Origin of the sequence: Janibacter sp. GXQ6167 (assembly GCF_041365945.1) — a bacterium.
In the GTDB taxonomy this organism is placed as follows: domain Bacteria; phylum Actinomycetota; class Actinomycetes; order Actinomycetales; family Dermatophilaceae; genus JBGFSK01.
The window spans coordinates 600223-620839 of sequence record NZ_JBGFSK010000001.1 but is presented as its reverse complement, the minus strand read 5'-3'; the positions used below and the strand labels follow the sequence as shown (position 1 = coordinate 620839).

At 69.0% G+C, this 20617-nt stretch carries 20 protein-coding genes and 2 pseudogenes; 6 read left to right on the top strand and 16 right to left on the bottom strand.

Annotated elements, in window-relative coordinates:
* Positions 1–4 precede the first annotated feature (4 nt).
* The 6 genes from lysS to AB8K43_RS02755 all read right to left on the bottom strand — a co-directional run bounded on the left by lysS (position 5) and on the right by AB8K43_RS02755 (position 6568).
* Entirely contained in the window at positions 5–1456 is a 1452-nt protein-coding gene (gene lysS, locus AB8K43_RS02780) for a lysine--tRNA ligase (protein ID WP_370891222.1), read from the bottom strand.
* Positions 1457–1648: 192 nt separating this feature from the next.
* Positions 1649–2542, bottom strand: a complete 894-nt coding sequence (gene nadC, locus AB8K43_RS02775; RefSeq protein ID WP_370891120.1) for a carboxylating nicotinate-nucleotide diphosphorylase — start codon at positions 2540–2542, stop codon at positions 1649–1651.
* The gene (locus AB8K43_RS02770; RefSeq protein WP_370891118.1) at positions 2539–4317 is read right to left on the bottom strand and encodes an L-aspartate oxidase; all 1779 of its coding nucleotides are present in this window, start codon (positions 4315–4317) and stop codon (positions 2539–2541) included. The genes nadC and AB8K43_RS02770 overlap by 4 nt, the downstream gene beginning before the upstream one ends.
* Positions 4250–4693 carry an aspartate 1-decarboxylase gene (gene panD, locus AB8K43_RS02765; RefSeq protein ID WP_370891116.1) on the bottom strand — a complete coding sequence of 148 codons (444 nt, stop codon included), beginning with the start codon at positions 4691–4693 and terminating at the stop codon, positions 4250–4252. The genes AB8K43_RS02770 and panD overlap by 68 nt, the downstream gene beginning before the upstream one ends.
* A gap of 30 nt (positions 4694–4723) precedes the next feature.
* On the bottom strand, positions 4724–5668 hold the full coding sequence (gene panC / locus AB8K43_RS02760; RefSeq protein WP_370891114.1) for a pantoate--beta-alanine ligase: 945 nt from the start codon (positions 5666–5668) through the stop codon (positions 4724–4726).
* Positions 5669–6568, bottom strand: coding sequence for a Rossmann-like and DUF2520 domain-containing protein (locus AB8K43_RS02755; RefSeq protein ID WP_370891112.1), 900 nt, complete (start codon positions 6566–6568; stop codon positions 5669–5671).
* 68 nt (positions 6569–6636) lie between these two features.
* Here AB8K43_RS02755 and AB8K43_RS02750 point away from each other — a divergent pair, with 68 nt between their 5' ends.
* Together AB8K43_RS02750 and AB8K43_RS02745 are read left to right on the top strand one after the other, a co-directional pair.
* Positions 6637–7590 carry an SAM-dependent methyltransferase gene (locus tag AB8K43_RS02750; RefSeq protein ID WP_370891109.1) on the top strand — a complete coding sequence of 318 codons (954 nt, stop codon included), beginning with the start codon at positions 6637–6639 and terminating at the stop codon, positions 7588–7590.
* 29 nt (positions 7591–7619) lie between these two features.
* Positions 7620–8792: an NADH-quinone oxidoreductase subunit D gene (locus AB8K43_RS02745; RefSeq protein WP_370891106.1), complete on the top strand. Its 1173-nt coding sequence runs from the start codon at positions 7620–7622 to the stop codon at positions 8790–8792.
* A gap of 113 nt (positions 8793–8905) precedes the next feature.
* Here AB8K43_RS02745 and AB8K43_RS02740 read toward each other — a convergent pair whose 3' ends face one another.
* From AB8K43_RS02740 to folE, 4 genes and pseudogenes are all read right to left on the bottom strand, one after another.
* Positions 8906–9370, bottom strand: coding sequence for a DUF3180 domain-containing protein (locus AB8K43_RS02740; RefSeq protein ID WP_370891104.1), 465 nt, complete (start codon positions 9368–9370; stop codon positions 8906–8908).
* The gene (gene folK, locus AB8K43_RS02735) at positions 9370–10257 is read right to left on the bottom strand and encodes a 2-amino-4-hydroxy-6-hydroxymethyldihydropteridine diphosphokinase (protein ID WP_370891101.1); all 888 of its coding nucleotides are present in this window, start codon (positions 10255–10257) and stop codon (positions 9370–9372) included. The genes AB8K43_RS02740 and folK overlap by 1 nt, the downstream gene beginning before the upstream one ends.
* Complete coding sequence (gene folP / locus AB8K43_RS02730) at positions 10254–11063, bottom strand: dihydropteroate synthase (protein WP_370891219.1); 810 nt, start codon at positions 11061–11063, stop codon at positions 10254–10256. Before folP ends, folK begins: the two co-directional genes overlap by 4 nt.
* Before the next feature lie 47 nt (positions 11064–11110).
* Positions 11111–11518 (bottom strand): annotated as a pseudogene (gene folE, locus AB8K43_RS02725) (GTP cyclohydrolase I FolE); the annotation flags it as partial.
* Positions 11519–11546: 28 nt separating this feature from the next.
* On the opposite strand from folE, the gene AB8K43_RS02720 reads away from it, so the two are divergent.
* Complete coding sequence (locus tag AB8K43_RS02720; RefSeq protein ID WP_370891232.1) at positions 11547–11717, top strand: hypothetical protein; 171 nt, start codon at positions 11547–11549, stop codon at positions 11715–11717.
* 6 nt (positions 11718–11723) lie between these two features.
* Here AB8K43_RS02720 and AB8K43_RS02715 read toward each other — a convergent pair.
* From AB8K43_RS02715 to dacB, 6 genes and pseudogenes are all read right to left on the bottom strand, one after another.
* A pseudogene (locus AB8K43_RS02715) lies at positions 11724–11870 on the bottom strand (GTP cyclohydrolase I FolE); the annotation flags it as partial.
* Between the two features lie 16 nt (positions 11871–11886).
* Positions 11887–14010, bottom strand: a complete 2124-nt coding sequence (gene ftsH / locus AB8K43_RS02710; protein WP_370891097.1) for an ATP-dependent zinc metalloprotease FtsH — start codon at positions 14008–14010, stop codon at positions 11887–11889.
* A 173-nt stretch (positions 14011–14183) separates the two neighbouring features.
* Entirely contained in the window at positions 14184–14735 is a 552-nt protein-coding gene (gene hpt / locus AB8K43_RS02705; RefSeq protein WP_370891093.1) for a hypoxanthine phosphoribosyltransferase, read from the bottom strand.
* Between the two features lie 59 nt (positions 14736–14794).
* Positions 14795–15886 (bottom strand): tRNA lysidine(34) synthetase TilS, encoded by a 1092-nt coding sequence (gene tilS, locus AB8K43_RS02700; protein ID WP_370891089.1) that lies wholly within the window; start codon positions 15884–15886, stop codon positions 14795–14797.
* Positions 15887–15960: 74 nt separating this feature from the next.
* Positions 15961–17001, bottom strand: coding sequence for a zinc-dependent metalloprotease (locus AB8K43_RS02695; RefSeq protein ID WP_370891086.1), 1041 nt, complete (start codon positions 16999–17001; stop codon positions 15961–15963).
* A 62-nt stretch (positions 17002–17063) separates the two neighbouring features.
* A complete protein-coding gene (dacB, locus tag AB8K43_RS02690; protein ID WP_370891085.1) occupies positions 17064–18476 on the bottom strand; it encodes a D-alanyl-D-alanine carboxypeptidase/D-alanyl-D-alanine-endopeptidase in 1413 nt (470 codons plus the stop codon).
* Between the two features lie 91 nt (positions 18477–18567).
* Between dacB and AB8K43_RS02685 the strand changes: the two genes are divergently transcribed.
* From AB8K43_RS02685 to kdpF, 3 genes are all read left to right on the top strand, one after another.
* Entirely contained in the window at positions 18568–19203 is a 636-nt protein-coding gene (locus tag AB8K43_RS02685) for an inorganic diphosphatase (RefSeq protein ID WP_370891077.1), read from the top strand.
* Positions 19204–19485: 282 nt separating this feature from the next.
* On the top strand, positions 19486–20427 hold the full coding sequence (locus AB8K43_RS02680) for an alpha/beta fold hydrolase (RefSeq protein WP_370891074.1): 942 nt from the start codon (positions 19486–19488) through the stop codon (positions 20425–20427).
* A gap of 95 nt (positions 20428–20522) precedes the next feature.
* Positions 20523–20609 (top strand): K(+)-transporting ATPase subunit F, encoded by an 87-nt coding sequence (gene kdpF / locus AB8K43_RS02675; RefSeq protein WP_370891216.1) that lies wholly within the window; start codon positions 20523–20525, stop codon positions 20607–20609.
* Positions 20610–20617: the final 8 nt, after the last annotated feature.

Sequence of the window (20617 nt, the reverse complement as noted above, 5' to 3'; positions counted from 1 at the left end):
ATCCTTAGGCCTCCGGCTTCAGGTGGGGGAAGAGCAGCGTTTCGCGAATATTGGCACCGGTGAAGAACATCGTCATTCGATCGATCCCAATCCCGATCCCGCCCATCGGCGGAGCGCCATATTCGAGGGCCCTCAGGAAATCCTCGTCGAGTTGCATCGCCTCGGGGTCCCCTGCCGCCGCGGCCAGGGACTGGGCGGTCAGGACCTCCCGCTGGATCACCGGATCGATCAACTCGGTAAACCCGGTCCCGCGCTCGACACCGGCAATGATCAAATCCCAGGCGTGAATAAGGCGCGGGTCGTCGTCATGTCGGCGCGCAAGCGGCTGAGCCTCGGCGGGGTAGTCGTGAACAAAAGTGGGCTCCAAGATGTCGGGTTCGACGATTTCGCCGAAGAGTTCCATCACGATCTTGCCTGCGGGCCATGCCTGATCGATCTCGACCTCTCGCGCCTTCGCCAAGGCGATCAGGTCATCGCGTGAGGTATCGGGCGTGATCTGCTGACCCACAGCCTCGGATAGGGCGGGATAGACCGACAGCCACCGCCACTCACCATCGAGATCGACGACTCCCCGGTCCGTCTCGACCTGCCGGGAACCGACGGCATCGGCGACCGCGAGATAGATCCGGCGGGTCAACTCGGCGACACTGGTCTGATCCCCGTAGGCCTCGTACGCCTCAAGCATCGTGAACTCCGGACTGTGGGTGGCGTCCACCCCTTCGTTGCGGAAGATCCGGCCCATTTCGTAGATCTTGTCGACTCCGCCGACGACGGCCTTCTTCAGGTTCAGTTCGAGCGCGATCCGCAGCGACATGTCTTGATCAAAGGCATTCATGTGCGTGCCGAAAGGACGCGCCGCGGCACCTCCGTGGATCAGTTGCAGCACCGGAGTTTCGACCTCGATGAAACCCTCACCATCCAGGGTCGCCCGCACGGCTCGCAGCACGGCCGCCTTGGTCCGCACCATGTCGCGGGCCTCCTGCCGCACGATCAGGTCGGCGTACCGCTGACGGACCCGCGATTCCTCGGAGAGTTCCTTGTGGAGGACGGGAAGGGGGCGCAACGCCTTACTCACCATCGCCCACGATGTGGCCATGACGGACAGCTCGCCGCGGCGCGAACTGATGACGCGCCCGGTGACGGAGATGTGATCACCGAGGTCGGCATCGCTCTTGAAGGCCGCCAGGGCCTCTTCGCCCACTTCGGCAAGGCTCAGCATCACCTGCAGTCGCGTGCCGATTCCCTCTTGGAGCGTCGCGAAGGCGAGCTTGCCCGTGGTCCGCACAAAGACGATGCGCCCGGCGACCGTCACAACCTCGTCGGTCTCTTCGCCGGCCTCCAGGTGACCCCAGGACTCGCGAATCGTCTCCAGGGTGTGGGTGCGGCCGGTGCTCACCGGGTAGGGAGCGGCGCCGCTCGCGAGGAGCCGATCCCGCTTCTCCCGCCGAACCTTCATCTGCTCAGGCAGGTCGTCGGCAGGCACGGTCGAAGGGGGGTTCTCGCTCACCGAGCAAGGATAACGAAGGAAACCGGGCCCCCTTCACCGCCCAACCCGCCCCGACTTTGCTTAAGCACGTCCTTGGTGCTCACCCTCGAGGATGAGCAACGAGGACGTGCTTAAGCAAAGGCAGGTCAGTCGGGGTGGGGGTTAGGCGAGGTCGAGGGCGATGTCGATGATCGGGCTCGAGTGGGTGAGGCCGCCGACGCTCATGTAGTCGATGCCGGTCTGCGCGTATTCACGGGCGACGGCGAGGGTGAGCCCTCCGGTCGCCTCGATCTCGACGCGTTCGCCCCGTTCGGCCGCCCAGGCCCGCACCTGCTCGACGGTGGTGGCGAGAAGGGGGACCGACATGTTGTCGCACATGAGGAAGCGCGAGCCCACGCCGAGGGCCTCGATCGCCTCTTCGGTCGTCGTGACCTCGACCTCGATTGTCACGTCGGGGTACCGATCGCGGATCGTAAGGTACGCGGCGCTCACCGAGCCGGCGGCGAGCTTGTGGTTGTCCTTGATCATCGCGACGTCGTACAGGCCCATTCGCTTGTTGGTGCCGCCGCCGGCGGTCACGGCGTACTTCTCCAGCCAGCGCAGGCCAGGGGTGGTCTTGCGGGTATCGAGCACCGTGCACTCGGTGCCGTCCAAGGCGTCGGCCCAACGGCGGGTATGCGTCGCGACGCCAGAGAGTCGCGAGAGAACGTTGAGCAGGGTGCGCTCGGCCATCAGGATCTGCTGGGCGGGGCCGCTGATCTCGGCGAGCACGTCCCCTCGGCGGAACCGCTCACCATCGCTCTTCCGGTGGTCTACGAAGGGGGCCTGACCGCCGGTCAGCGCGGCGAGTTCAGCAAGCACCAGATCGATGACGGCGGCGCCCGCGAGGACGCCGTCTTCCCGCGCCACCACGTGGGCGGTCTCGCGCTGGTCAACCGGGATGGTCGCCATCGTCGTCACATCGAGCGACTGGGGCCCGAGGTCCTCCGCCAGGGCGGTGCGCACGACCCGGCGCGCCTCCTCGACCGGGAAGTCCGCCACCAACGGCTCACTCATGCTTCTCCCCCTTCGGGCCAGGCCAAATCCACATCCAACTGAATCGTCACGAGCTCGCCGTCCTCCGGGTCGCGGAGCAGCAGAAGGTGGGCGGACCACCCCTCGTCGTCACGCTCCGGGTAGTCGCTGCGGACGTGCCCGCCACGGGTCTCTTCGCGCAAGTGCGCCGCGACCGAGAGGGCCTGACCGAGGTGGAGCAAGTTGGTGGTCTCCCAGGTGCGCGGGCCGGGCTCGGCTTCGACGGGCTCGAGGTCGGCGAGCTCGCGCAGGCGTCTCAGGGTTTTGAGCGTTGACGAGGCACTGCGGACCGGCCCGGAACCCGCCGTCATCGCGCGCTGCACGTCCAGGCGGTGCCCCGAGTCCAGGATGTCCGCGTCCACCATCCCGCGCGGCGGGTCGGGCCACGGAGCCGGATCGCATTGCGGCAGACCGGTCTGCAGCCGATCGGCGATGTCATCGGCAATGCGATGGGCGAAGACGAGCCCCTCGAGCAGGGAGTTCGAGGCCAACCGGTTCGCGCCGTGGACGCCGGTGCATGACACCTCGCCGCACGCGTAGAGGCCGGGAAGGGAGGTCCGCCCGTCGAGGTCGGTTCGCACACCCCCAGACGCGTAGTGCTGAGCCGGGGCAACGGGCAGCAGCTGGGTGGAGGGATCGAGGCCGAGTTCGCGGCAGCGCGCGACGATCGATGGGAAGCGCCGCTGTAAGAAGTCGGCCCCGAGGTGGCGTGCATCGAGCCAGACGTGGTCGGTGCCGGTCGCAGCCATCCGCTCGAGGATGGCGCGCGCGACGACATCGCGTGGCGCGAGATCGCCCAGCGGGTGACGACCCTGCATGAAGCGCTGCCCGTCACCATCGACGAGGAAGGCGCCCTCGCCCCGCACCGCCTCCGAGATCAGCGGCTGCTGGCCCGTCGAGCCCTCCCCGAGATAGAGCACGGTGGGGTGGAACTGGACGAACTCCACGTCCGCGAGGACCGCACCCGCGCGAAGGGCGGCCGCCATCCCGTCGCCGGTGGCGACCGGGGGGTTCGTCGTGGAGGAGTAGATCTGCCCGAGACCCCCGGTCGCAAGCACGACCGCGCGCGCTCGCGCCGACCCCACCCCGTCGATCTCACCCTCGCCGATGACGTGCAGGGTGACTCCGCAGACGCTGCCGTCCTCGGAGGTCAACAGGTCGACGACGAGGGCTTGCTCGATGACCTCGATCCCGGGATCCTCGGCGACCCGCCGCAACTGAGCGATCAACGCGCGGGAGATCTCCTGCCCGGTCGCGTCCCCACCCGCGTGCGCGATGCGGTCGCGGTGGTGACCCCCTTCGCGCGTCAGGGTGATCTCGCCGGCCGCGTCGGTGTCGAACCGCGCGCCGAGCGCGACGAGTTCCCGGACCCGTTGCGGCCCCTCGGTCACGAGGGTCTCGACGGCGTCTTCGTCGCACAGGCCCACGCCCGCGACGAGCGTGTCGTCGAGGTGCTCACGGGGCGAGTCCTCGGGGTCGAGGGCCGCGGCGATCCCGCCTTGCGCCCACTCGGTCGAGCCGGCATGCAGGAGGGTCTTGGTGACGAGCAGGACGCTCGCCCCCTTCTCCCGCAACGCGAGCGCGCAGGTCAGGCCCGCGATCCCCGAACCGACGACGATGACATCGGCTTCGGTGACCCAACCTGGTTCGGGCGCGGTGAGCCGTCGCGGCAGCCGCACCTGAAGGGGGTCACTCACCGTCGTCCTGCCAATCGTGCTGCCGCGAGGTGACCGCCGAGGTGCGCAACCCGAACCCATCGGGCACATCCCCCGGGTCGTGCTCGACCTCGACGATCTTGTTGTTGCCGTCGACGAAGACCACCTGCGGCTCGTAGGTGCGCGCCTCCTCATCGTCCATGGCGGCGTAGGCGATGATGATGATGGTGTCGCCGGGCTGGACCAGGCGAGCCGCCGCACCGTTGATGCACACGATGCCGCTCCCCCGCTCGCCGACGATGGCGTAGGTCGTGAGGCGATGCCCGTTATCGACGTCGACGACATCGACCTGCTGGCCGGGCAGCAGGTCGGCGGCCTCCAGCAGGTCCTGGTCAATCGTCAGCGACCCGACGTAATGCAGGTCGGCCTGGGTCACCGTGGCTCGGTGGATCTTGCTCTGGAGCATGAAGCGCTGCACGGAGGGTGTCCTCTCGAAGGGGGGCAGGTGTCAGGCCGGCAGGATCGGCGCTGCGGGCGCCTCTGGCACATCGCTGAAGACATCGCGAGCGCCGCCACCTGGGCCGACGAGGATCGGAGTGTTGTCGATGAGGCGGGTAGTCCCGACGCGAGCGGCCAGCGCCAGCAGGGCCTCGCCCTTGTACCACTCGGGGACGTCCTGGAGGGTCGTCGGGTGGACGAGCACCAGGTAATCGACCAGGGCGAGCGGCTCCTCGACGAGCACCTTGCGGGCGGCGCGCCGGATGGCTGACGGCCCCTCCTCGGCGGCCGCAGCCCCGGCGCGCAGTGAGCGGGAGAGGCACAAGGCCACCTCGCGGTCGCTCGGCGAGAGGTAGGTGTTGCGGCTGCTCATCGCGAGGCCGTCGGGTTCGCGCACCGTCGGGACCGAAACGATCCGCGCGGGGAGGTCGAGGTCGCGCACCATGCGGCGGATCAGCAGGAGCTGCTGGGCATCCTTTTGGCCGTAGTAGAAGAGGGTGCCGGCCGTGAGGTGCATGAGCTTGGCGACGACGGTGAGCATCCCGTCGAAGTGGCCGGGGCGCGACTGTCCCTCGAGGACGTCGCCGAGCGGTCCGGCGGAGATCCGCACCCCAGGGTCTCCGTCTTGGTAGATCACGTCCGGCGTGGGCGCGAAGACGAGGTCCACCCCTTCGGCCGTCGCGATCGCCATGTCGCTATCGAAGGTGCGTGGGTAGCGGGACAGATCCTCCTTCGGTCCGAACTGAAGGGGGTTCAAGAAGATCGTGAGGATCACGTGATCGGCCTGCTCGCGGGCCATGCGGATCAGGGTCGCGTGGCCTTCGTGGAGAGCCCCCATCGTCATGACCACGGCGACGCTCTCCCCCTTCAGCTCCGCCCGGGCGGCCCGCAGCTCGGGCCGGGTGCGGGCGACGACGGGCGCCGCGCGCTCAGCGCTCGACTCGGTGGCGGTCATCTACGACTCCTGGTCAGGGTGTTGAGGGTCAAGGACCGTGAGCAGAGCGTCCACGGTGCTCGGGCGAAGTCGCCCGGCCCGTTCGGCGCGCTGCGCGGTGGCTCGGGCCGCGGCGGTGTAACCGGCGAGGATGTCGGGCGCGAGGCCCGACAGGTGGTGCACGTGCGAGGCCACCGTACCTGTGTCCCCGCGAGCGACGGGCCCGGTCAGCGCGGCATCCCCGGAACTCAAAGCCCCGTCCAGGCTCGCCGCGAGAAGGGGGCGCAGGATCCGGTCGCCGTGCTCGATCCCGGCGGAGGCGAGGATCTCCAGGGACTGAGCGACGAGAGTGACGAGATGGTTGCTCCCGTGCGCCAGGGCCGCGTGGTAAAGCGGGCGGGCGGCTTCGGGGACCCAGACCGGCTCGCCGCCGATCTCGAGCACGAGGGCTTCGGCGACGGGGCGCATCGACTCTGGGGTTGTCACGCCAAAACACGCGTCGGTGAGGCGCTGCAGGTCGGTCCGCGTGCCGGAGAAGGTCATCGCCGGGTGGATCGCGAGCGGTAGCAGGCCGAGACCCTCGGTGGGCGCGAAGGGGGCGAGCCCGTGCCGCCCGGAGGTGTGCACCACGATCTGGCCCGGAGTCCACGCCTGCGTGCGAGTCAGTCCAGCGATCAGGTCCTCGAGCGCATCGTCAGGGACCGCGAGCAAGACCAGATCGGCGGCGGCGATGACCTCCGGGACCTCCCGGATCGGCACATCGGGGAGTAGATCGGCGGCGCGATCTCGAGAGGCCTGCGAGACCGCACTCGCGCCGGTGACGTCGTGGCCCGCTGCGGCAAGGGCGGCGCCCAGCACCGCTCCGACCCGTCCGGCGCCGACGACACCGACGCGCAGGCACGGTCGCTCACTGCCACTCACGAGCCCCGACGCTACCCCCTTCGCCGACGCAGCCTGAACGGCGTACCCGGGTCGGGGACACTAGAGGCGTGCTCGCAGATGACGGTCCCGACCGGCCCTGGGCGGAGGCGTGGCAGGACGCGCTCTACGGCGAAGGGGGCTTCTACCAGCGCCCGGAGGGTCCCGCGGGGCACTTCACGACGGCCTCGCACGGGTCACTCGGGAGCGTCCTCGCCCACGCCCTCCTCGCGGTGGCGGCCGAACGCGACTGCGATGCGATCGTCGATCTCGGCGCCGGGCGGGGTGAACTCCTCACCGCCCTCCGCGCGGCCGACGCGGACGTGCCCCTCATCGGTATCGACGTCATTGACCGGCCGAAATCCCTTGCGCCGTCGATCGATTGGCAGTCCTCCCCGGGCGGCGCCACCGTCCCGGCCACCATCACTGGAGGGCACCGGCGGGCGCTCGTCGTTGCGAACGAGTGGCTCGATGTCGTCCCCTGCCCGATCGCCGACGTCGATGAAGGGGGTGCCCTGCGCGAGGTCGCCGTCGACCACGAAGGGAGGGAACGCCTCACCGGCCCCCTCTCCGAGGCCGACCGCGCCTGGGTCGAGCGGTGGTGGCCGCTCGACGATGCTGTCCCCGGCGATCGCGTCGAGGTCGGGCGCCCCCGTGACGACGCGTGGGCCTGCGTGCTCGCCGCACCCGGTGTCGCCGTCGCGCTCGCCATCGACTACGGACACGTCCGCCCCCTTCGACCCCGCCTCGGAACCCTGGCCGGATATCGCGACGGCGCCCTGACCGCGCCCATCCCGGACGGTCGGCACGACCTCACAGCACACGTGGCGGTGGACTCCCTCCCGCAGGTCGAGCGCATGACCCAGCGCGACGCGCTCGCCCGGTGGGGCCCACCCACCGCCCAACCGCCGATCGAGCTCGCACGCACCGACCCCGCGGCCTATCTCGCCGCCATCGGTGCCAGCAGCGCCGCGTACAACCTCCGGCACGGTGGCACAGCCGACTTCTGGTGGGTCCTCTCCTGAGCCGGCCGCACTTCGGCATACTCGGGGGCATGTCTTCGCCGGAGCCGACCACCGAGGCCACGCTCGCCGTCGGAGCAGGCGGCTTCACGAGCGCCGACATGGTGCTCAACATCGGTCCGCAACACCCAGCGACCCACGGCGTCCTTCGGCTGCGCGTCGTCCTCGACGGTGAGCGGATCGTGAGCGCCGACCCGGTGATCGGGTACATGCACCGCGGCGCGGAAAAACTCTTCGAGGTCCGCGACTACCGGCAGATCACGGTGCTGGCGAATCGACATGATTGGCTTTCGGCCTTCGGCAACGAACTCGGCGTCGTCCTCGGCGTTGAAGCCATGCTCGGCATGGAGGTCCCCGAGCGGGCGACCTGGGCCCGGACCCTGCTCGCCGAGCTCAACCGGGTCTTAAACCACCTGATGTTCCTCGGCTCGTACCCGCTCGAGCTCGGCGCGATCACCCCGGTGTTTGGGGCCTTCCACGAGCGCGAGGAGATTCAGGCCGTCATGGAGGAGATCTCTGGCGGACGCATGCACTTCATGTTCAATCGCGTCGGGGGACTCAAGGACGATCTGCCCGCGGGCTGGCTTCAGCGCGTCGCGGGCGCGATCGCAGGTGTCCGCTCGCGCATGCCGCAGCTCGAATCTTTGCTGGTCGGCAACGAGATCCTGACCGCTCGGACGAAGGGGGTCGGCGTCCTCGACCCGGACCTTGCCCTCGCCTATGGGGTGACCGGTCCGATCGCTCGCGCGAGCGGGATCGATATGGACCTGCGCCGCGATGCCCCTTACCTCGCGTACGGCGAGCTCTTCGCCGAAGGGGGTACCGGTCGGGTCGTCACCCGCGAGGCTGGCGATTGCCTGGCCCGGCTCGAGGTGCTCCTCGAGCAGACCCATGTGAGTCTCGACCTCGCCGAGGTCTGCGTGGAGCGGCTCCTCTCCCTTCCCCCAGGACCGGTCAACCAGCGCCTACCGAAGGTGCTGAAGGTGCCAGAAGGTGAGCGCTACACGGTGACCGAGAATCCGCTCGGGCACAACGGCTATTACCTCGTCTCGCGCGGCGATAAGACCCCGTGGCGGCTCAAGCTGCGCTCGGCTTCTTTCAACAACGTCGCCGTCCTGGGTGATCTGTTGCCCGGGCACCTGGTCTCGGACATGGTCGCGATCCTGGGTTCGATGTTCTTCGTGGTCGGAGACGTCGACAAGTAGGCCCGTTGCGCCGCAGCACGCGCCAAGGGCCGCGGCAATAACCGCGCCCGCTGGCGATAACCCGCGCAGAAGGGGGGAACCCGGCCCAGGACGAAGGGCGAAGGGCTAGGGACCTAGGTCGCCGGGGCCTTCGGCACGTCGTCTTCGTCGTCGTCCTCGTTGACGCGACACCACGCCTGGACGACCAATCCGGCCACCACCACCGCGAGCGCAGCGAGCACGGCCAGGCCCAGCCGAAGCGCTCGTTCCGACGAATCCGCCCACCCAAGATCGGGAAGCAACCGTAGGAGCGGGCCGAGGTACACGCCGGCGACGCCCGCGCCGGTGAGGGCGCTCGCCTGAGCGAGTCCCAGCACCCGGGCGGCGCGCAGCGACTCGACCCGCTTGCCGCCGTGGGTGTGGCGGCGTACCGGCCAACCGATCGCGAGGACGATGACGGCCATCAGGACGAGCAACCCGATCGCGATCCAGGGCACGCGCGGCATCTCGGCGATCATGGCAGTGCCAAACGCGGTGACGAGCGCACACGCCAGCATCACGATGGCGACCGTGCTGATCCGCAGGCCTTCGCGCAGCATCAGGGGGCCTGGTCGATTTCGTGAACGCCCGCCCGGCCCACCGTCTCCACCAGGTCCGCGACCGGCACGACCCGATCACCGACGCGAAGGACGGCGCTGGGGTCGGCGCGCAGCCACGGGACGAGCACGAACGCGCGCTCGTGCGCCCGCGGGTGAGGCAGGGTCAGGTCGTCGGCATGTTCTTGGTGGTCGGAATTGCGGCGAGGGTCACCGTGCTGAATCAAGTCCAGATCGAGCGTGCGCGGGCCCCATCTCACCTCACGCAGTCGGCCGAGCCGCGCCTCGATCCCGTGCAGTTCCGCGAGCAGCGCGCGCGGCGGCAAACTGGTCGTCCCCGTGAGCACGGTATTGAGGTAGACCGGCTGCTCCGGGCCCACCGGGTCGGTCTCGACGAAGGGGGCGATGGTGGTGATCGTGACGACCCGCGAGATCCCTTCAATCGCGGCGATGAGCGACGCGTGACGATCGCCGAGGTTGGCTCCCATCGCAATCACGACCGGGATCTCGCGACGCCGCGTCATGCTCACGGTCACGTCCGCGAAGGGGTGCGGGATCGGTGCCTGCGGCTTGTGGACGGTCACGTCGACTTCGTAGACGCCGGGATAGTCCAGGGCGTCGGCAGCGATCCGGTCGGCGAGGCTCTCGATCAGGTCAAACGACGGCCCTTCGATCCGCTGCACGATGCCGGCGGCGACATCGGCGTAGTTGACCGTCTGGGTCAGGTCGTCCTCGCGCGCGGCGCGGTTGAGGTCTAAGTGCAAGGTCACATCGACCCGGAACTCTTGCCCTTCCTCCTTCTCCTCGGGGAGCACCCCGTGGTAGCCGGTCGCGGACACCTCGGTGAGCGCGATTCGGTCGAGTTGTGGCGCGATGCCACGGCGCATCATGACCTCTCCTCTTCGTTGACGACGCCAAGCGCGGCGGCGACATCGAGCGCATCGACCGTCGCCGTGACATCGTGGACTCGCACGCCCCACACGCCTCGGCGCGCGGCGAAGGCGGAGGTGATCGCGGTCGCGACATCGCGGCGGTCCAGGGGCCGTTCGTCCCCTTCGGCTCGACCGATCCGGCCAAGGAAGGCCTTGCGCGAGGTCCCGATGAGGACCGGCCACCCCAGGTCGATGATCCGCTCCAGGCCGCGCAGGAGCGCCCAGTTGTGCTCGGCGGTCTTGGCAAAGCCGATCCCGGGGTCGACGATGATCTGGTCGTCGCCGACGCCCTGATCGCGCAGGGTCGACACCCGGGCTTCGAGCTCTGCCCGCACGTCCGCGACGACATCGTCGTAGTGCGCGCGGTCCTGCATATCCACGCTGTGGCCGCGCCAGTGCATGACGACGAAGGGGGCGCCGGTCTCGGCGACGACGGACGGCATCTGGGGGTCGGCGAGGCCGCCGCTCACGTCGTTGATGATCGTCGCGCCCGCATCGATCGCCGCCCGCGCCACTTCGGCGCGCATCGTGTCGATGGAGACCGTGATCCCCTGCTCGGTGAGGGCGTGCACGACCGGGATGACCCGGCGCAACTCCTCGAGTTCGCTCGGTCGCTCGGCGCCGGGTCGGGTGGACTCACCGCCAATGTCGACGATCGAGGCGCCCTCTGCCGCGAGCTGCACACCGTGCGCGATCGCCGCGTCGCCGTCGGCCCATTGCCCACCGTCGCTGAAGGAGTCGGGGGTGACGTTGAGGACTCCCATGATGAGAGGGCGTCCGCCGCGCTCGGGCAGGACGCGGCCCGGGGGGATCACCGGCCGCCGCCGGTGAGGAGCGCCATCGCCTCGGCTCGCGTGGCCGGATCGCGCAGTTGGCCGCGCACGGCGGAGGTGATGGTGGTGGCGCCGGGCTTGCGGACTCCCCGCATCGACATGCACAGGTGCTCGGCCTCGACCACGACGATGACGCCCTGGACGTCGAGATGCTCGGTCAGGGCATCGGCGATCTGGCTGGTCAGCCGCTCTTGGACCTGCGGGCGCTTGGCGTAGACGTCGACCAGGCGAGCCAGTTTGGATAGGCCGGTGACCTTCCCGCTCGGGCCTGGGATGTACCCGACGTGCGCCACCCCGTGGAAGGGGACGAGGTGGTGCTCGCAGGTGGAGTACAAGGAGACATCGCGGACGATAACGAGCTCGTCGTGGTCGATATCGAAGGTGGTNCCCGCTCGGGCCTGGGATGTACCCGACGTGCGCCACCCCGTGGAAGGGGACGAGGTGGTGCTCGCAGGTGGAGTACAAGGAGACATCGCGGACGATAACGAGCTCGTCGTGGTCGATATCGAAGGTGGTCGCGAGCAGGTCCGAGGCGTCCTGGTGGAGTCCGGAGAAGACCTCCGCGTAGGCGCGGGCTACGCGTGACGGGGTGTCGAGCAGACCCTCGCGGTCGGGGTCTTCCCCGACCGCGAGGAGGATCTCGCGGACCGCCGCCTCGATCCGAGGGAGGTCGACGCCGGGAGCGGGCGCGACGCCGCCGAGTTCGTCGTTGTCGCTGGTGGCGTCAGCGGCCCTCATGTGCGCTCCCTTCGGATCAGTACTGCGGATCGGTGTCGACGCGGCCGCCTTCGGGCACCTCGCGGGTCTCCTCCAGCGGAGTCTCCTGCGGTGGGCCCGCTCCGTCTTCGGCCGCCTCATTGATGGCCTGGGTCAGGGCCGGATCACCCGGCTGACGCCCCACCCCCGCGGGCGGAGCACCCGTCGGCGACGGGTGGACCTCGCGGGCCTCCATCGCCGCCCGCTCGGCCGGGGTCAGGACCGGCGGCCGGTCGCTGAGGAGCCGGTCCTCGCTGGAGAGCCAGGTCGGGCGCTGCGGGCGCTTGCGGACATCGGCGAAGACCTCGGCGATTTCCTTGGCGTTGAGGGTCTCGTGCTCGAGCAACTCCAGCACGAGACGGTCGAGGACATCGCGGTTGTCGTTTAGGGCATGCCACGCCTCGTCGTGCGCGGCCTCGATGAAGCGACGCACCTCTTCATCGACGACCCCGGCGACCTCTTCGCTGTAGTCACGCTGGTGGCCCATGTCGCGGCCGAGGAAGACCTCGCCCTGGCTCTGGCCCAGCTTCACCGCGCCGATCCGCTCGCTCATCCCGAATTCGGTCACCATCTTGCGGGCCATCGCGGTGGCCTTCTCGATGTCGTTCGCGGCGCCGGTCGTCGGGTCGTGGAAGATGATCTCCTCCGCGACCCGGCCACCGAGGGCGTAGGCCAACTGGTCGAGGATCTCGTTACGCGTCGTCGAGTACTTGTCGTCGGTCGGCATGACCATCGTGTATCCGAGGGCGCGACCGCGCGGCAGGATCGTCACCTTGGTGACGGGGTCGGTGTGGTTCATCGCGGCGGCGACGAGCGCGTGACCCCCTTCGTGGTACGCGGTGATCTTGCGTTCCTTGGCGCTCATGATGCGGGTGCGCTTCTGCGGACCGGCCATCACGCGGTCGATCGCCTCATCGAGGATCGCGTCGTCGATGAACTGCTGGTCGCTGCGGGCGGTCAGCAGGGCGGCCTCGTTGAGGACGTTGGCGAGATCGGCACCGGTCATGCCGGGAGTACGCCGCGCGACGGCGAGCAGGTCGACACCCGGGGCCATCGGCTTGCCCTGCGCGTGCACCTCAAGGATCCGGTGGCGGCCGATCATGTCGGGCGCCTCGACGGCGATCTGGCGGTCAAAACGACCGGGGCGCAGCAGCGCGGGGTCGAGGATGTCGGGACGGTTGGTCGCCGCGATCAAGATCACATTGGTCTTGACGTCGAAACCGTCCATTTCGACGAGGAGCTGGTTCAGGGTCTGCTCGCGCTCGTCGTGCCCACCACCGAGGCCCGCGCCACGGTGACGACCGACGGCGTCGATCTCATCGACGAAGACGATCGCCGGGGCGTTCGCCTTGGCCTGCTCGAAGAGGTCACGCACGCGGCTCGCGCCGACACCGACGAACATCTCGACGAAGTCCGAACCGGAGATGGAGTAGAAGGGGACGCCCGCTTCGCCAGCGACGGCGCGCGCGAGCAGGGTCTTACCGGTGCCGGGAGGGCCGTACAGCAGGACCCCCTTCGGGATCTTGGCGCCCACGGCGAGGAATTTGCTCGGCTCCTCGAGGAACTCCTTGATCTCGTAGAGCTCCTCGACGGCCTCATCGGCGCCCGCGACATCGGCGAAGGTGACCTTCGGGGTGTCCTTGGCGGCGAGCTTGGCACGGGACTTGCCGAACTGCATGACCTTGCCGCCACCGCCCTGGGCCTGGCTCATCAAGAACCAGAAGAGGCCGACCAGCAGGATCACCGGCAGGAAGGAGAAGGCGATCGTCGACCAGATGCTGGGGTGCTCGATCGTGTCGTTGATCGCACCGCCCGCGTGCTGGTCGACGAGGTCGACCATGTAGCGCGAGCGCGCGTTGACGTACTCGGTCTCGAGCTTAGTCGCGTTCACGACCTGCTCACCGTCGGAGTAGGTCTCGCCGTCCTTCAGGGTCATCTTCAAGACATTGGTCGAGGAGAACTCGGCGGTGTCGACCTTGCCGTCCTTGATCAGCTGCTCGGCAGCCGAGGTGTCAATCCGCTCGTACCCGTCGTTGCCGCCGAGGTTAAAGACGAGCAGCAGACCGAGGGCGACGAGCAGCGCCACCAGCAGGGGCGCGCGCATGGACTTCTTCGCGTTCATGTGGGGTTCGGGTGTCCCGATCTTCCTAGTTGGCGAGGCCGCGCCGCCGAGGCATGACGAGCGCAGCCAATGTCATGAGAGACGAAACTACCTGACCCGAAGGGGGTGTCGCGTCCCTGCCGTCAACGACCACGGGGCCCGCGGTGTTCCCCCTTCGGGCCGAAAACGCGGGATTAGGAGTACACGTGGGGGGCCAGGGTCGCGACCTGACGCAGGTTGCGATAGCCCTCGGCGAAGTCCAGCCCGTAGCCAACGACGAACTCGTTGGGGATGTCGAAACCGACCCATCGGGTGTCGATCTCGACCTTCGCGGCATCGGGCTTACGGAGCAGGGTGAGGATTTCGACGCTGCGCGGGGAGCGGGATTCGAGGTTCGCGCGGATCCAACTGAGGGTGAGGCCGGAGTCGATGATGTCCTCGACGATCAGGACGTGCCGGTCGGTGATATCGGTGTCGAGGTCCTTCAAGATGCGCACGACGCCGGACGACTTGGTGCCCGAACCGTAGGAACTGACCGCCATCCAGTCCATCGGCGCCGAGCCGGGCAGGTGCCGCATGAAGTCGGCCATCACCATGACCGCCCCCTTCAGCACGCCGACGAGGAGGAAATCCTCACCGTCGTAGTGGTCCCAGACCTCCTGGGCGAGTTCGGCGAGGCGCGCCTGGATCTGCTCCTCGGTGCAATGCACCCGCTCAAGATCGTTCGAAATGTCGCTGGCGTCCACGTCGGGGTCTCCTCTTGGGGCTCGCGGTACCTGGGTCGGCGTCGGTCGGCTCGCGTGGCCTATTCAACCGGAGGTGCGGGGGCGATGAACACCCGGGCGGCTCGCCCGACCCGCCGACGGCTGACGTGGAGGGGGCCCGGAAGGTGCAGCGGGCCCTGGCCGCGGTAGGCGGTGAGCAGCGCGTCACACGCGGCGACATGATGAGCCGTGAGACGCCCAGCGGGAGCGCCGGCGGCGATCAGCAGGCGGCGCCAGACGCGGGTGCGGATCGCGTCGGGCAGCGTGAGGAGGTCGTCGACCGCGATGCCCCCTTCCGCCGGTTCGATGTATTCGGAGGTCAGAGGCGACGGCGGGATACCTCGAATGAAGGGGGCGGCCGCTTCCTCGGCGAGGTGATCGAGGTGGTCGGCGTCGGCGCGGAGCTGATCTGCGGAGCGGGTGAGGGCCTCGGCGATCCCCGGCCCGAGGTCGCGCTCGAGGTCGCGCAGCGCCCGCCGAGCCCTTACCCGCGCATAGCCGGGATCGTCGTTCATCGGGTCTCGCCATGGCGTGAGTTCCCATGCCGCGCAGGCCGATTCGGTGGTCGCGCGGTCGACGGTGAGAAGGGGGCGCAGGTACCGACCGCGCCTCGCCGGCATCCCCGCGAGGGAGCGCGCGCCACTCCCCCGCGCGAGCCCGAGCAGGACCTGTTCGGCCTGATCGTCCCGGGTGTGCCCGAGGAGGATGGCGACGCCGTCGTGCGCGCCCCCCGGACCCTTGGTACCTCCGGCAGGGTCGACCATCCCGCGCGCCATTTGCTCGGCGGCCGCGTCGAGCGCCGCATAGCGGGCCCGACGGGCATCGGCCTCCAGCCCGGCGCTGGTGCGCTCGACCTCGACCGCCGCGACCTCCACCGGGTCGAGTCCGAGCGCTCGGCATTGCTCGGCTGCGCGGGCCGCCACCTGCGCGCTGCCCTCGGCGAGACCGTGGTCGACGATCACCGCGCCTGCCCGGACTCCGGCCGCGTCGGCCTCCGCGGCAAGGGCCGCCGCGAGCGCCAAACTGTCCGCACCCCCGCTGACGGCGGCGAGCACCATCGGTCCATCGAGCGCCGCGAGCGCTTCGCGCACGGCGCGCCGCACGGCCGCCTGCGCCGGATGTCCCGCTCCCATGCCCCGATCATCCCTCGATTCGATGTATCGCCCCGTCACAGCCGACGGCGCAAGACATCCAACCAGTGAAGGGATCAGCCGTGGACTCTGGTGACCCAGGCCTGCGGGTCGGTGATCTCTTCGGCGCGCGGCAGGGTGTGCGGCGAGGTCCACACGGCGTTGAACCCCTCGACGCCCACAGCCTCCTGCACCCCGCGGACGAAGGCCGCACCATCGCGGTACTGACGCATCTTGGCGTCGAGCCCGAGCAGGCGCCGCAGGACCTTATCGGCACTGCCGAGAGATTTGCGCCGCGCCTCAAACCGCTGCCGGATCGTCGACACGGTCGGCACGTGCTCAGGGCCGACGTCGTCCATCACCACGTCCGCGTGACCTTCGAGCAGCGACATGACCGCGGTGAGGTCTGCGATCTGGGCGCGCTGCTCGGGCGTCGCGAAGATCTCCATCAGCCCGTTGCTTTCGCCGCCGAAAAGCCGCGGGATCTCGCGCGCGGCCTGCTGGAGGCGGTCCGGTAGGTCTCCGGGCTCCGGCACCATCTCGGACATCAGCGTCTGGACGGTGGTGATGACGTGCTCTCGGAGCCAGGGGACGGCGGTGAACTGCACGCGGTGGGTCTCCTCGTGGAGGCACACCCAGAAGCGGAAATCTCGTGGCACCAGGTCCAGTTCCTGCGCGACCTGGACCATGTTTGGGGCCACAAGCATGAGCGTCGGCGTCCCGCCGGGAGCAATGTCGTACTGCCCCAAGACCTTCGCCGACATGAAGGCAAGCAGCCCGCCGGCTTCGAGCGCGGTCAACTTACCGCCCACCAGGCGCGCTACCGAGCTCGGAGCCATCCCCCCACCGGCGGCCTTCTCCACGACCGGGTCGAGCATGGCCGACATCGACCGCGCGTTCGTGTCGATCCACAGCCCCCGGTCGACGACGAGTGGCGGCGGCGCATCGGGGGGCGTCACCATCTGGGCCGTCGTCGCGACGGGCTCGTGCGCCGCGGCCGCAAGCGCGCGGATCTCCTCGATGATCTCGTGCGCCTCGGCCATCTCGACCTTCGGTCCGCTCGGTGCCAGACGGCGCGCCGAAGCCGCGGCGAAAGCCCAATCCACGTAGCGACTCAACGCTTTACCGTCCTTTGTGTCGGGGCGAAGGGGGTGCGCGTTCGCCCTTCGCGTCCAGTCAATCAGCGGCAGCCACAGGAGGTGAGATCGCCGACGATCCGATCCAACGCGGCCCGGGCGCCGAGGGTTCCGGTGGTCGACGGCACCCGGTCGGCGAGCAAGACGTAGGTGAGGAGGCGCCCATCGGCGGTGACGGTGGTTCCCGCGAGCCCGGAGGTACCAGTCAGCGTGCCCGTCTTGGCACGGGCGATCCCGGCGGCAGCCTTGCTGTCGTCGGCGTGGAAACGCTCGGTGAGGGTCCCGGTCACCCCTGCCACGGGCAGGTCCGCGAGGACGCCACGCATCGTCGGTGCCGGACCGGTGACGCCGAGTTGCATGACATCGGAAATGACCCGGGCGGGGATCTTCTGGCCCTTGCTGAGCCCGCTCGTGTCCTTCAGCGTGACATCGCTCATGTCGATGCCGGCGTCGGTGAGCGTCTCAGTCACGAAGGCGGTCGCATCGGCGAACGATGTCCCCTTGCCCTTGCTCACCATCGCCTGCCGGACGAGGTTTTCGGTCATCGCGTTGTCGCTGTGGTCGAGCGCGTAGGCGAGCACGTCGCCGATCGGAGCGGATTCGACATCGCCGAGGACCTCGGCGTCTGCGGGAGCGGCCTTGGTCCAACTGGTCTCGGTGTCGACGACCTCGGTGGCGACCCCGGCCTTCTTCAGGGCCGCCGCGAAGGAGGTGAGGACTGCGCGCTCAGGGAACTGCGGCGATGGCGCGAAGGGCTGCGGGCGGTCCTTCGCCAGGCCGATCATGCTGACGCCCTGGGTGTACCCGGCCGCGACATCGTCCATGTTCCACGTGGGCGCGTACCGCGGACCGGCAGCGTACGTGGCATCGAGGCGCAGACGAAGGGTGCCGGTGACGCCACGGTCCTTCAGCACCCGCGCGACCTCGTCCGCGAGATCGCCAAGCCCGGCCCGCCCTTCGACGGAGGTCGCCGACCCCTTCCCTTCGGCCAGCAGGGTGTCACCGGCTGCCACGAGGATGAGGTCATTCGGTGAGGTGCCCGCGACGACCCGCGTCGACATCGTTTGGGCGAGATCGAGGGTCTGGCTGACCGTTGCTCCCGCGAGTATCTTCGCGGTCGACGCAGGGATCCGCGGCGCATCGGCGTCCTTGGTGAAGAGTTCCTCGCCGGTCAGCGCATCCCGGACGATGAAACCCACGCTCTTGCCCAGCGCCGGGTCGGTGACCTCTTCCTTGAGCGAAGAGGTGATCCCTTCCTTCGTCGGGACGGGAGTGTCCGTGGAGACCGGGGTGAGGACGGCCTCATCGGCCTCCAGGTGGGGCACCGGACCCTCGGCGGGGTCGAGCTCGCGCTCCGAAAGGGTGAGCCAGCCGGGCGCGATGTCGTAGATATCGGCCACGAGGTACCCGCCGATCACCAGGGCGAAAGCGCAGAGGACGGCCACGGCTCGACGCATGGTGTGACCCCCTGTTCGGCGACATCCCCTATGAGGTGGAAGACTGGCCTACTGAGCCTAAGTCATGTCATCGCCGATCAAAGGGGCAGCCGTGGAGTTCGACGTCACCATCGAGATTCCGAAGGGTCACCGCAACAAGTACGAGGTCGACCACGAGACGGGGCGAATCCGCCTCGACCGGATGCTCTTCACCGCGATGGCCTACCCGAGCGACTACGGGTACGTCGAGGACAGCCTCGGCGAGGACGGCGACCCCCTGGATGCCTTGGTGCTCCTCGATGAGCCGACCTGGCCCGGGTGCCTGGTCCGTGCCCGCCCGATCGGCATGTTCCACATGCGCGACGAAGCCGGTGGCGACGACAAGATCCTGTGCATCCCGGCCGGGGATCCGCGTAAGGGTCACATCACCGAACTCGAGGACATCAACGAGTTCGACCGCCTGGAGATCCAGCACTTCTTCGAGACCTACAAGGACCTCGAGCCCGGCAAGTCCGTCGAAGGGGCCCACTGGGCCGGCCGCGAGGACGCCGAGCGGACCGTCCGCGAGGCGATCGAACGCGCCCGGGAGGCGGGCATGTCCACCGCCCGCTGGCGTATGCCCGCGCACGAGGCCCCGCCGCAGAACGAGGTGACGACCGCGCACACTCCGAGCGAGTACTACGAGGCGGTGTCCCGCGCTCAGGGTGAGCTCGCGACCAAGGACAAGCCCCTCTCCGACCACTCCTAACCCTCGATGGTTTGACGAAGGGGGCCACGCCGACTGGGCGTGGCCCCCTTCGTCATGTTCTGACCTGAGACGCTCAGGTGGAGGGTTGTGCCGGTCAGGACCACCACAACCCTCCACCTGAGCGTCTCAGGGCAGAACATGACGAAGGGGGCCACGCCGACTGGGCGGGGCCCCCTTCGTCATGTTCTGACCTGAGACGCTCAGGTGGAGGGTTGTGCCGGTCAGGACCGCCACAACCCTCCACCTGAAAGGTTCGTGGCTCGGGCCGATAGCGTGGCTGGCGTGCGGTACTACAGCCACGACGGCCTGACCTTCGACCTCGACGACTCCGGACCCGAGGACGGCCCACCGGTCGTCCTGCTCCACGGTTGGCCGCAAGACCGCACCGCCTGGCGACCGATTGCCGAGCGGCTGAACGCCGCCGGGCTGCGCACGCTCGCCCCTGACCTGCGCGGATACTCTCCGGGAGCACGCCCTCCGCACTGGACCGATTACGAGATCGGCGAGCTCGTTGACGATGTCATCGCGCTGCTCGACGCCGCCGGGATCGAGCGCGTCCACCTCGTCGGCCACGACTGGGGTGGGGCGCTCGCCTGGACGTTTGCCTCGCGCCACCCCGAGCGGATCGCCACGCTCACCGTGCTCTCCACGCCCCACCCGGCCGCGATGATGTGGGCGATGAAGCATGCCGACCAGAAGAAGCGGTCGGCGTACATGCTCTTCTTCGCGATCCCGATTCTGCCCGCCTTCGTCATGCGCTGGCTGATCGGCCCGATGCTGCGGCGCACGGGAATGCCGCGCGATCTCGCGTCCTACTACACCCGCCAGATGCGCCGACCGGGCGTGCTCACTACTTCGCTCACCTGGTACCGCGCGTCGATCACGCTGGGCCTCCAAGGAGCGCTCACGAGCTGGTGGCGTCGCCTCCGCGGGACCTCCAACACCCCGGCGCGAGGGAAGGGGGAGACGCCCACCCCGGTCCTCCCGACCACGTACCTCTGGGGTCGCGACGACGTGGCGTTCAGCCCGCAGGCAGCCCAGCGCACCGAGACCATCCTCGCCCGCAGGGCCGAGCAGGCCGGAATCAACCCCGCCGAGGTGCTCACCGTCATCGAACTCGACGAGGGCCACTGGCTCCCCGAACTCGAAGCGGCCGCGTGCGCCGAGGCGATCATCGCCCGGGTGGAGGGTCCCTCCGCGGCCGCGCTCCGGCCGTCCGCCTGACCCCCTTCCACGCGGCGCGTCAAGATCGCGTCAAGACCCGTTAACGGGGCCGAAGGGAGGGCCGCGCGGGCCGATCGTCGCGGTCTGCTGAGCGGGTGTTCGAGTACGTCATATCTGCCCTGATCGCCCTGGCCTTGGCCGTCTACCTGGTCCACGCGCTGCTGCGCCCGGACCGCTACTAGGGGACGCC